Origin of the sequence: Bacillus sp. NPDC060175 (assembly GCF_042728695.1) — a bacterium.
In the GTDB taxonomy this organism is placed as follows: domain Bacteria; phylum Bacillota; class Bacilli; order Bacillales; family Bacillaceae_G; genus Bacillus_A.
In genome coordinates, this window is the sequence record NZ_JBHWYR010000108.1 from 1 (window position 1) to 12,053 (window position 12,053).

Consider the following 12,053-nt stretch of genomic DNA (forward strand, 5'->3'; position numbering starts at 1 on the left):
TTGATTACAATGTCTATTGTAAAAATACAAAAAGCCAAGGACTTGAAAGCTGTCATTAATTACAGTATGCAAGACCATAAAACAAACGAGGAATTGGTCACATCTTATGAATGTAATATTGAATCAATAGAGAGAGATTTCAAAGGTATTTTATTTGACTACAATGAAGAGAATAAAAGTAATAAAAACGCGAGTGCTAGAATGATAATACAATCGTTTGATAGTGACGATAATTTAACGCCAGAGCAAGTTCATCAATACGGAATAGAGTTTGCTGATAATTATCTGAAGGGCAATCATCAATATACAGTAATTACACATACAGAAACAGATAATTTACACAATCATATTATTTTCAATGATATTGATTTTAATAACTTAAAAATGTTCGATTCCAAGCGTGTAAATTCTTTAGATAGATTACGTGAAGAAAATGATAAAATTTCTGAAAAATATGGTTTGTCGATAATCGAAGAAGGAAGAAAAGGAAGAAAAAAATATTTAGCTTTTAATGAATATGTAGCTAGATCAAAGAAGAAATCCTTCAAAGGAAACTTAGAAGAAACAATTGATAAAAACATATCAAAATCAAATTCGTTTGCTGAATTTATAGGCTTCATGCAAAAAGAAGGATATGAGCATAAACAAGGGAAATATCTATCGTTTATGAATCCGAAGTCAGGGAAGTTTATGCGAACTAAAACAATGGGGTTTAATTATCTTGAATCTTCTATAAAATACAGAATAGAAAACATAGGTTACTCACCGATCAAAGCAAATATAATTAACAGACAATGGATAGATAAATCACAAGAGAAATTTAAAAATAATAGGGGACTACAAAGATGGGGTACTAAACAAAATATTAATTACCTAAATGAATTAAGCTCTAAGCTATACAAACAGAATATTTCACTTTCGGAACTTAATGAAATTGAAGAAAATAAGGAAGCGTTAATTAACAGCTTTGAAAAGCAACTTTTAGGTATTGATAATGAGATTTTTAAATTAAAGAAAATGAAGGGTTGTTTTCAAACTTATAAAAAGAGTTATCCTTTAATGGTGGCGTATAAAAAAGCTGAAAATAAAATAGCATTTAAACAAGAACATTATCATGAATTTAAACAGTATGATGTTGCCAAGCGTGATATGAACTATCTAAAAAAGAATTATGGTATAACTGATGAAGCTGAATTACATTATAAGTTGTCATTAATGACAAAAGAACGAAATTTACTTTATGGAAGTTTAGGAAAAGAAAAAGAAGTGGAAGTAAATAGACAAGAGCAACAAAAACAGCAGCAACAACGTAAAAAAGAAAATGAAAGATAAAAAGTTATAGCACATCAAAAAAATGATATTGTATAGCTTTTGGTGAATGGAATAAATAAATTCAAACGCTGGGAGGTGGAATATTTTTGTCATACATATGGAATGAGATCTTAACGGCTCGTGAGGCGAGTTTGAACTACTCACCACTTAACATCCTTACGGAATGTTTGAAGTGGGAGATTCCTAAGTACAGAAACCTAACGGTTTCTAATTCAGTAGGCTATCCCCGTAGTTCCTACGGTTAAGAGACGAATTGCTTCGTTTCTAAGATTGAGCGCTGCATTTCGAGCTCTATCGTGATGTGCGCCACAAGAAGGGCAATCCCACTCACGAATTGTTAGATTTTTAACGTCTTTGTTTTTGTATTCACAATTGGAGCATAATTGACTAGAAGGGGTACCGCCAGCATTTTGGAAAAACCCCACGCTAAGAGCATGCAAGATTTTATACAGTTTTTGGGCTAATACAGTAACAAACAAGAGCCCTGAACCCACGCCAGGACAAGAATGTATAAAAAGATGAATAGGGTTATAGAAAAAGAAAAAGGCGAATCCCTACTTTCAAAGGGGATTCGCCTTTTTCTTGCTACCGATAATATGGCGTTATGTTAACTAGACGTGTATAAGATATACAATCAAACAAAGTTATTTCCCATTTTCATTCTTATTTTGAAATAGATGCACAATCAAAAGTCCACCAACAAATAAGATTGGAAATCCTACGACTATATATAGTCCGTTTTTTGGTATTCGGAATATTGTAAAAAAATCAAAAAAAAGACCCTACAAGAGGGTCTTTCATCAGCTAATATTAAGCTTTTTGAACATTAGTAGCTTGTAGGCCACGTTGTCCTTGTTCTACTTCAAACGTTACACTTTGTCCTTCGTCTAAAGATTTGAAGCCGTCGATTTGGATAGCTGAGAAATGTACGAATACGTCTTCTCCATCTGCACGCTCGATGAATCCAAAACCTTTGTCTGCATTAAACCATTTTACTTTACCTTGTTCCATAATTGTTGCCTCCTAGTATGGATACCCACACATATGTTACTACCCTTGCTCAAATACCTTAGACGAAAAACAAAATTTATTCTTAATCTCAAACCGAACAAAAATAGGTCTTTCTTAAATTAACATACTTTCTAAAAAATAGCAAATTTCAAAAATAAGTCCTTATGGTAATTAGCCACTAATAGTGGTTGCTGGAGAAAAAGTCACTATGATAGTCATCACAGCAAGAAGTTGCCAAAGGATCTCGACAATATCATTGGTTTGATTTTTTTCAGACATTCAACAACTGATAAAATTAGCTATTTTCGAGTTAAATTTTACTTCTGATAACGATAATTATGTAAATGAGCTGTCCATATGGGCAGCTGATTTTTTTTTGCTCCCTCTTTGTCATAACTTGCAGAAACATATGGACCATTAATCCCATTTTGATTTGCGAATTTATTCGCTTTGTCAACTGATAATATTATAAAGCGTTTCCTATCATCTTTTTTTAACTCATAATAAGTTACTTGCACATGTGTTATTTCTATCATTTTTCCTTGTGCATTTTTATATGCCTCTTTTGGTACACCTGCATCTGTTAAAATATCTCTCGGCAATTTTCTCACCTCCCTTTGAAGATTATACCAAACTTTATTTGTCAATTTAGGCGTTAATTTGCGCTTATTTTAAGTGTTATTTTGCGTGAATAACAAATAAAGGATCATACATATTAGTCATCTTAATATGTATGATCCTTTATTATCTTTTCAATAGATGCGCCCGGTTATGGAATAGCATGACTGGCGTTTTTAAATAATTTTACTTTTTACAAAATATGGTGGTCCTTAACAGATTATCATACTTCCCGTCACAAAAACGGTATAAAAATGTGCGCTTTATATATTATTGTCGTTTTTGGTAAAACAAAATAAGGTCCCATTTTTATTCGATTGTAAAGTATATTTTATATTGAGTATTTTAGAGATATCCTTAATTATTTTTAATCCTAGTCCCGCACTTTTACTATTACTATCGAAACCAATTCCATTATCTCTGATAGAAACAACGTCATTTTCAATAGTCACCTCAAGTTTCTTAGCTATTGAATGTTTTAATGCATTTTGGAAAATGTTATCAAATAACCTTTGTAGCCATATATCGTTACTAGTCCATATCAAATCTCTATTTACTGGTTTATATACTAATTCGATGTCATTAACACTATACAAATAACTCCACTTTTTAACCATGATTTCAAACAAATCATGTATGTTCACTTCATCGTTTAAAATATACGAATTTTCCAACGTATCAATAGATTGTATATTAAATTCATTAGTTAATTCCGCAATATACTGTATTTGTTGATATAGTGATTCTAGGATTGGTTTTTGATCATGAAATTGATCTTCTAAATAAAATAATTGTAATTTTACAGCTGTTAATGGTGTATTGATATCATGTCTTAATTTATTTAACAGTTCTTTTTTTATTTCTTCATGTTGTTTAAGTTCTAATTCTCGATAGGTTGTTCGTTCAATTAATAAATTGACTGACTTAATAAGCTCCCCCATTTCGTCATTATTATTAACGTCCAATATATTTGGGATTTTTTCATCACTCGCTAAATTGTGAATGGTTTTATTCAATATATTTATTTTATTTAATAAGGAGTTAATCGATTTCGAAAATAAAAAGGCTAATAATACTACTGATAAAAAAAATACAACTAGCATTGTAGGATATGCAAAAGATTCATGAAAAGGAATGTCCTTATTCATTGTTTTAAATGCACTATTATAAATTATTGTCATAAGAACACTAATAAATAGTAAGGCTAATGGCACGCTAATAATAGCAGTAAACAGTAATAACTGGTATTTCCTTTTTAATTTCATTTTTTTATATAGGTATTTAATCTATACCCTTCTCCATATATATTTTGGATAATCTCGCCCGAAGTATCATTGATTTTTGTTCTTATCTTTTTTATGTGTACATTCACGATATTTTGATTTCTATCTTCAAGTTGCCATAAATAATCAAAGAAATGTTCTTTCGTTAAAATTCTATCCCTATTTTCATATAAATAGAAAAATATCTTTCGCTCGATTGCAGTAAATACAACTTCATTATGCAAGCTACTACTGAAAACCTTCTTACGTTCAGCGTCAATATATAAATGTTTGATTTGCGTAAAAGTACCATATTGATTTTCTAGCATTTTCTGCATTCTTAGTAATAGTTCTCTAGGATCAAAGGGCTTTATCATATAATCCTCTCCGATTGTTAAACCTTGCAGTTTGCTATCGATATCGTTTCGGGCAGATAGAAAAATAATTGGAATATTTAGTCCTAGTTTCTTTATTTTTTTTGAAATTTGATAGCCATCTTCACCCGGCAGCATCACATCCATTATAACTAAATCCATCTTATGAATTAAATCCAGTATTCTCTTTCCATCTGTTTCCCAACATACATTGTACTCTTCACGTTGTAAAATTTTTTGCAATAAATCGCCAATCATCAAATCATCTTCAACAATTAAAATATTATATCCTTTCATCACGTAGGCCTTTCATTCTTTTTAATTCTTTTATGGATAAATTCCATGGCAAGATTATATATCTCATCAGGCGCATATAAATAAATGCTATGTTTACCTTTAATGATTATGACATCTGATATTAGTAGTTGTTCAGCAAACGCTTCATAATCTTTATTTTTTTGTTTCGTATATTTCGAGTTTTTATTTTCATTAGCAATCGCATCTAAAAATAAAATAGGCGTTTCTTTTGGCATTGGTAGGTCAACAGATTTTTTACCATTATCGGAACTCTGTGAAAGTTCTTGCACCATATCATCATTAAAAATTTGTTTATAGGAAAGTGCTTTGAAAATTTCTTTCTCTTGTTCAGTTAAAAATGATTGCTGAATCACTTCAGGGTCATAAGTAGTAGAAGGAACAAGTCGATGGAAACCAACTTTCGTTAACAAATTCATTCCTCTTATTGTCAATGAATCAATAAGGTTCATTTTATGCGTTACGTACTGATGAGGTAAACCAATATCTATAGCTATAATTGCTTTTACTTCACTTGGATATTTTTGTGCCCAGTAAATAGCTTCTATCCCTGATATAGAGTGTGGCATTAATATATACGGCGGTTTATTTCCACTTTGAATTAGCGCTTGTCTCGATTGTTCTAATACTGTATCAATATCTCTATCATCATCAAAAATATCACTATATCCATATCCAGCTCTTTCAATGACAGCAATCTTATTTTCTTTTGAAAACTTGCTATATAGTCCTTTCATTTCATAAACAGGTGCAGCTATCCCAGATCCAGCCATAAATACATATGTATTTTCGCCGTCTCCCTCATTATAAACATTTATTTTTTTATCATTAAACTTAACGATTGATCCCTCACTTTTAACGAATTCGGATTCTTTACTTAATTGATAATTATGGTAAATGAAAATCGATAATGATACAAGTAAGATAAATGCACTTACCAATACAAATATTTTCTTTAATACTTTAAATACTTTTTTCATAGTGTTCTCCTTTCAAGTTATATTGAAAGGATATGATATAAAAATAAATTTCTAATTAATTTTTATAATTTCATAAACGCTATTAATTGTTCCAAAACTCGTCCTTTTCTGAACATGCACCTTTTTACTCCCTGAAAGGTGTCTTTTACTGTTTTAAACGTAACATAACTCCGTTCATTAATCTATGTTCATTAACTATATAACTATCAACTTATGTTACAATGAAATCAAAGGTAAAATCAGAAAAGAGTGGTTTTGGTGTTAATTGGATATGCACGTGTATCAACAGGATTACAAAATTTAGATTTACAGTCAGACGCTTTAACGCAACATGGTTGCAAGAGAATTTTTCACGACAAAATAAGTGGAGCAAAAAAACAACGTCCCGGTTTGGAAGAGGCACTTAAGTATGCACGCAAAGGCGATACGATCGTCGTTTGGCGATTGGATCGACTAGGACGCAACATGCAAGATTTGATTCAAATTGTGAACGGCTTAAATGAACGAGGTATTGGCTTTCATAGTCTGCAAGAAAACCTAACAATGGACAAAAGCAATGCAACGGGGCAATTAATGTTTCACTTGTTCGCAGCGTTTGCGGAATTTGAACGTAATCTGATCGAAGAACGCTCGGCTGCGGGACGAGCAGCTGCCAAAGCTCGTGGGCGACTTGGTGGGCGCCCGGAGAAGTATGGACCAAAAGATATTGAAATGATGAAAGCTTTAATTGAAAGTGGGACACCGATTAAAGATGTTGCGGAAAAGTGGGGTGTGTCTCGCACGACGATTTATCGCTATTTAGAAAAATAGTAAATCAGAAGGGTTGATGTCTATGCAAAACGAACTTCCTCCATTAACAGCTTATTCAGAAGAACAACGACAAGCAGCGATGGTAAAGTATAAAATCATTGCGCCTTATCTTATCGACGAAAAAACATTAACTGTTATTACAGAGGAAACCAGAATTTCAAAAACGATAGTAAGGTAGGAGAAAAAAATGAAAACTCAAGTGTCAGACTATATAAAAATAGGCGCTTCAAAACAATTTATTTCTATTTTTGGTGAAGATAACAATCTGCCTCTTTTAGTGTATTTGCATGGTGGTCCAGGTGATGCGGCTTTACCACTGATTTATAAATATAACTCGGAACTTGGAAAAACGTTTAATGTTGTAGTCTGGGAACAAAGAGGTGCTGGAAAATCCTACTATACTTTTTTGGAAGAGGAACAAATATCTATTGAAACTTATATAGAAGACCTATACAGTTTAATTCATTATTTGTTAGAAACGTTTAAACAAGAAAAAATTTACCTTTTAGGACACTCGTGGGGAAGTGTAATAGGCTTAATTTTTATTAAAAAATACCCAAAGCTTGTACATAGTTATTTTGGATGTGGTCAAGTAGTTAACATGAAAAAAGGGTTGAAGTGTCAATATGATTTTGTTCTGAAAGAAAGTCAAGAACAAAATAAAAAAAAGATTGTTCAGCGATTGAAAAATATTGACCTTTCATTGACTCAAAAAGATTGGTTAAACGATTTGCTATTTGTTACTAAATTAGTAGTTCGTTACAGACATTCTTTATACGGAAAAAAGAATTACAACCAACTGGTAAGGGATTTCATTTTTTCATCAAAGTACACATTTAAAGATTTAATCAATCGCGAAAAAGGGAGTCTACAATCTATACAATATTTGTGGCAAGAGCTCATGGAAATTGATTTTAGTGAATACAAGAGTTTCGATGTACCAATTACGTTTTTTGAGGGGCGTCATGATAGGCATGTTTCTTCTTCATTAGTAGAGGATTACTATCACACAATAAAAACGACAAAAAAACTCATTTGGTTCGAAAATTCAAGTCATTTTCCCCAGTGGGAAGAGTCAGTCAAGTTTAATCAGTCTTTGATAAGTATCAATAACGAGGAAGTGTAGTTATGAAAAGGGCGTTATTTCTTATATTGGACAAGTACGCAGATTTTGAAGGTGCTTACCTATCATCAACATTAAATCAAAGAGCGGATTGGACTGTTAATACTATTTCTTTAGATCGCATTGTAAGTTCAATAGGTGCTTTTAAAACCACTGTCGATTATATTATTGGGTCTGAACCTGAAGATTTTAATTTACTAGTAATGATTGGTGGAAATTCATGGAGTACGATAATAAAAAGCTTTTAGAGTTAATCAAAACTACATTTCAAAATAATATTCCTATAGCAGCAATATGCGGTGCTGTGGATTTCTTGGCAGAGAATGGTTTACTGAATAATCATAACCACACTGGTAATTCAGTTTACATTTGGAACGAATATGAAGGTTATAGTCCAAATAGTAGTTTTTTAGAGAAACAAGCAGTAAGAGATAAAAATTTAGTTATTGCAAATGGAACGGCTCCTATTGAATTTACTGATTTAGTTTTGGAACTGATTGAATTTGATACTCCTGAAAATATTGAAAAAATGATGTATATGAATCAATATGGGAACCCGTATATTAATTTATAGCAATCAATCTTCCAGAAACGGGGCGCGATTGTGGCACAAGAAATTAAAGGGGTGGCGATTGCCATCTCTTTTTTATTTAGGCCTGTGCAAAATAACACTTAAAATAGATGCAAATTAACTCCTAAAGTGACAGGTTTTTAGAGAAGTTCACTTACCCTATCCAAAAACGGTCGTTTATGGTGATTTTATCCATGAACTAATGAATTAAATGGCTTTTTTTATTTTGTTCAACAATCGGGCCATATTCTTGAATAAGAGAAAGAATTATTGGAAAGTGAATCGAAGCTCTAATTTATTCAATTAACGGGGGTTAGTTAAAGAATAATTATAAAAATTCCAATAAACTTGAATTTATTGGAAAAAATGTCTATAATAAAATTTATAAAAAACTTTATAGGCTAAAAACAATGACAGAGAATAGTAACTTAACGATCACACCATTAAAGGGAAGGAATGCCATAGACTGAAAGCATTCCTATGGTGAAATAAGTGAATTCACCTCTTGAGTTGTCACTTGGACCACTAATTTTAGTGTAAAGGTGTATCGGAGTATCCGTTATCTTAATGAAGGTGAACAACATTTATTTATTATTGTTAACTTGGGTGGTATCGCGAGAGTAAAAACCTCGTCCCTTGATTGGGGCGGGGTTTTTTATTTTTTTTTAAAAGGAGGGCATTATTAATGCAAGAGAAATTAAAAAAACTTGAACAAGAAGCTATTGAAAAAATTAAAAATACAGAGGGTTTAAAGGAATTAAATGATATTCGTGTAGCTTATCTAGGAAAAAAGGGTCCTATTACAGAAGTCCTTCGTGGAATGGGTAAATTATCAGCAGAAGAACGTCCTAAGATGGGGTATATAGTAAATGAAATCCGTGAAGAAATAGCCAGACAGATTGAAGAAACACAAAAATATTTTGAAAAGCTTGAGGTTGAGAAAAAACTTGCAGAAGAAACAATTGATGTGACTTTACCAGGAAAGCCTATCAAACAAGGAAACCGTCATCCTTTAACAGCAGTCATTGAAGATATTGAAGATTTATTTATAGGAATGGGATATTCAATTGCAGAAGGTCCTGAAGTGGAATTGGATTATTTTAATTTTACAGCCTTAAACCTTCCAAAAGAACATCCAGCACGGGATATGCAAGATTCCTTTTATATTACAAATGAGATTTTGCTCCGTACTCAAACTTCTCCAGTCCAAGCGAGAACTATGGAAAAGTTCAAAGGAAAAGGTCCAGTTAAAATAATATGCCCAGGCAAAGTTTATCGTCGTGATAGTGATGATGCAACACATTCTCATCAATTTATGCAAATTGAGGGCTTAGCCGTAGCAGAAAATATTCGTATGAGCGATTTGAAAGGAACCCTAGAAGTATTTGCTAAAAAAATGTTCGGACAGGAACGTGTAATTAGATTACGCCCAAGTTTTTTTCCATTTACAGAACCTTCTGTAGAAATGGATATATCTTGTTTTAGATGTAGTGGAAATGGATGTAGTTTATGTAAAAAGACGGGGTGGATTGAAGTCTTAGGTGCTGGGATGGTACATCCAAATGTACTTGAGATGTCTGGCTTCGATTCAAAAAAGTACACTGGATTTGCTTTTGGAATGGGAGTAGAACGAATAGCTATGTTAAAGTATGGTATTGATGATATACGGCATTTCTATGCAAATGATATACGTTTTCTACAACAATTTAAGCGAGCATAATAGATACTTTAAGAGAATTCTTATTCAACAATCGGGCACCTTAATGAAGTAACTAAAGCCTAATTTCTTGGTGTTAAAAGCGAGAAATTAGGCTTTTTTATCCTGAATTTCTCTTAGCGTATGTTTTCCGCGTTTTGTTGGTAGGACCCCATGCCCATCAAGCTAAGATTATGCAAAGTCAATTTTAGACGAGATTGTTTCTTTTTTCTAAAGGGCAAGTGTAGGTGATTGAAAGATTTGCATACGAAATAAACCCTAACGGGTTTCACTTTTTTGAATTAAGCGGCTTGATTATCAGACAGGGTACAATTGTAAACGACACCTAATATATCAAAGACCGTTTTTTTCTCATATCGATGAGACTTTCGCCCGCTTTGCTGTAGGAGATTGAACAGGCGAAGTAACACCTTTGATAGCTCTTGGGTGTTTTTTTGTATAGTTTGGAATAGAAGAAGAAAATAGTCTCTAATCATATATATGGCTTTATACTCACTAAGCTCTCGTTTTTTCTTTATGAGGAGCAATTGGCGCATTTGAAACATGATAGAAGAACAGAGTAGAATGGCAATCAACTGACCATATAAATGGCACTCCAATCGTTCTGGTTTTATCTTTTTACAATGATGAATTTGAAAGAATGACTTCCACGTTTTAAATAAAATTTCGATTTGCCAACGCAAAGAATACCAGTCATGTACCTGTCCCATCGGGACAATATCTGTAGGGGTGTTTGTCATATATACATTGATACCACTGAGTCGTTTACTACGAGGAGAATACTTCATTCCTTTCTTTTTTTCTCTTACAGCTTGATCTTGTAATCGTTTTTGTTGCTGTTGTTTTGTTAATCGATGAACAATTACACGAGCTGGCACTTTATCAATCATTCCTACATAAGCATCAGCTATTTCACATGTTTGTCCTGGTTGAAGGGAGTTCATTACCGTCTCCATATCTATCTGTATATACTCTGTACCTTTCTTAATTCTTCCGTCTTGAAAATAATCAGGATTAGGATTTTTTTGATAAATACGTGTATTCGACTTGATACGAGAGATATAGTAGGCCTCTTTATCTTGTATATATTGAAGGTCTTTTAAATGAAAATAACCTAAATCTCGGATACATAAATCATTCGCCGTCACAGTTGGGGCACACAGAGAGCCGTAAGTGCGATTACCCGGACCTGTATGAATATGTAGGAACTGTCCACTTAACAAATCATACTCAAGTTGAATTTTTATCCCAGCTGTATGGCTACATCCTCCTGCACCTGGATAAATCGATGAAAATACATCCGGGAGTTGAAATGCAGTTGAATCTAAAATACGAATACGCTTAAAAACAGAAGTGTATGGAGAAGAAATTGGCATAGATGCGGCCAATTTTTTGTTTAGTAGTTCGGCTAGTAGGCGTTGTAAAAGTTGGACGGCCGCCTCATTAAATCGTTGATTCAGTCCCTCAGGACTGATGAGTACTGCTGTTGATGCTTCTAAACAGCTAGATAACTGAGTTAAAGAAGTCATAGCTACATTTTGGCTCACCCATACACATAAAGCGACTAAATCTTTTGCTTGGTACTTACTGGTTCGTTGTACAAAACCAACATCTCTAGCAAGATCCCGTAAGGTATTTGGAGATAAAAAACTTTGAATCTCTTGAGCAAATAGTTGTAATTCGTCAGACACAGAAACAGACATAAAAAACGCCATCCTTTCCTATGATTCTACAGAAAGAATAGCGTATTTTTTCATTCTAGGGGGGCATTTCTTTTTATTATCTTGATAGCGATGAGGAACAACCAATTTCTTAAGTTGATGGGCATGTATGGTGACCCCTACATACAGCAGATATCACTTTACAATTTTTTTTCGAATTGCCATTACAGCTGCTTGTGTACGATCTGTTACATCTAGTTTTTGAAGAATATTGTGGAT

11 protein-coding genes, 3 pseudogenes and 1 other annotated feature are annotated in these 12,053 nt (G+C 32.8%); of the genes and pseudogenes, 6 read left to right on the plus strand and 8 right to left on the minus strand.

The genetic code is table 11. The annotated features are described in order from the left end of the window. Positions 1–9: 9 nt before the first annotated feature. Positions 10–1,332: a relaxase/mobilization nuclease domain-containing protein gene (locus ACFWDE_RS27895; protein WP_377896067.1), complete on the plus strand. Its 1,323-nt coding sequence runs from the start codon at positions 10–12 to the stop codon at positions 1,330–1,332. 212 nt (positions 1,333–1,544) lie between these two features. Here ACFWDE_RS27895 and ACFWDE_RS27900 read toward each other — a convergent pair. The 6 genes and pseudogenes from ACFWDE_RS27900 to ACFWDE_RS27925 form a co-directional block, all read right to left on the minus strand. Then, a pseudogene (locus tag ACFWDE_RS27900) lies at positions 1,545–1,724 on the minus strand (zinc ribbon domain-containing protein); the annotation flags it as partial. Between the two features lie 418 nt (positions 1,725–2,142). Further along, positions 2,143–2,343: a cold-shock protein gene (locus ACFWDE_RS27905; protein ID WP_201040154.1), complete on the minus strand. Its 201-nt coding sequence runs from the start codon at positions 2,341–2,343 to the stop codon at positions 2,143–2,145. A 317-nt stretch (positions 2,344–2,660) separates the two neighbouring features. Beyond that, the gene (locus ACFWDE_RS27910) at positions 2,661–2,945 is read right to left on the minus strand and encodes a hypothetical protein (RefSeq protein WP_377896061.1); all 285 of its coding nucleotides are present in this window, start codon (positions 2,943–2,945) and stop codon (positions 2,661–2,663) included. 279 nt (positions 2,946–3,224) lie between these two features. Beyond that, positions 3,225–4,226, minus strand: a complete 1,002-nt coding sequence (locus tag ACFWDE_RS27915) for a sensor histidine kinase (protein WP_377896062.1) — start codon at positions 4,224–4,226, stop codon at positions 3,225–3,227. Continuing rightward, positions 4,223–4,894 (minus strand): two-component system response regulator YbdJ, encoded by a 672-nt coding sequence (gene ybdJ / locus ACFWDE_RS27920; RefSeq protein WP_125163599.1) that lies wholly within the window; start codon positions 4,892–4,894, stop codon positions 4,223–4,225. Before ybdJ ends, ACFWDE_RS27915 begins: the two co-directional genes overlap by 4 nt. Continuing rightward, a complete protein-coding gene (locus ACFWDE_RS27925; protein WP_377896063.1) occupies positions 4,894–5,892 on the minus strand; it encodes an alpha/beta hydrolase in 999 nt (332 codons plus the stop codon). The genes ybdJ and ACFWDE_RS27925 overlap by 1 nt, the downstream gene beginning before the upstream one ends. A gap of 258 nt (positions 5,893–6,150) precedes the next feature. Between ACFWDE_RS27925 and ACFWDE_RS27930 the strand changes: the two genes are divergently transcribed. From ACFWDE_RS27930 to pheS, 5 genes and pseudogenes are all read left to right on the plus strand, one after another. Then, positions 6,151–6,702, plus strand: a complete 552-nt coding sequence (locus ACFWDE_RS27930; protein ID WP_068658761.1) for a recombinase family protein — start codon at positions 6,151–6,153, stop codon at positions 6,700–6,702. 22 nt (positions 6,703–6,724) lie between these two features. Then, the gene (locus ACFWDE_RS27935) at positions 6,725–6,880 is read left to right on the plus strand and encodes a hypothetical protein (protein WP_377896064.1); all 156 of its coding nucleotides are present in this window, start codon (positions 6,725–6,727) and stop codon (positions 6,878–6,880) included. 9 nt (positions 6,881–6,889) lie between these two features. After that, positions 6,890–7,828: an alpha/beta fold hydrolase gene (locus ACFWDE_RS27940; protein ID WP_377896065.1), complete on the plus strand. Its 939-nt coding sequence runs from the start codon at positions 6,890–6,892 to the stop codon at positions 7,826–7,828. Between the two features lie 2 nt (positions 7,829–7,830). Beyond that, positions 7,831–8,399: pseudogene (locus ACFWDE_RS27945) on the plus strand (type 1 glutamine amidotransferase family protein). A 398-nt stretch (positions 8,400–8,797) separates the two neighbouring features. Further along, positions 8,798–9,036 (plus strand) — a binding site (T-box leader). Between the two features lie 45 nt (positions 9,037–9,081). Continuing rightward, on the plus strand, positions 9,082–10,116 hold the full coding sequence (gene pheS / locus ACFWDE_RS27950) for a phenylalanine--tRNA ligase subunit alpha (RefSeq protein WP_269482032.1): 1,035 nt from the start codon (positions 9,082–9,084) through the stop codon (positions 10,114–10,116). Between the two features lie 278 nt (positions 10,117–10,394). Here pheS and ACFWDE_RS27955 read toward each other — a convergent pair whose 3' ends face one another. Both ACFWDE_RS27955 and ACFWDE_RS27960 read right to left on the minus strand, forming a co-directional pair. Next, complete coding sequence (locus ACFWDE_RS27955) at positions 10,395–11,816, minus strand: IS4 family transposase (protein WP_377896066.1); 1,422 nt, start codon at positions 11,814–11,816, stop codon at positions 10,395–10,397. Positions 11,817–11,969: 153 nt separating this feature from the next. Continuing rightward, a pseudogene (locus ACFWDE_RS27960) lies at positions 11,970–12,053 on the minus strand (DNA-binding response regulator); the annotation flags it as partial.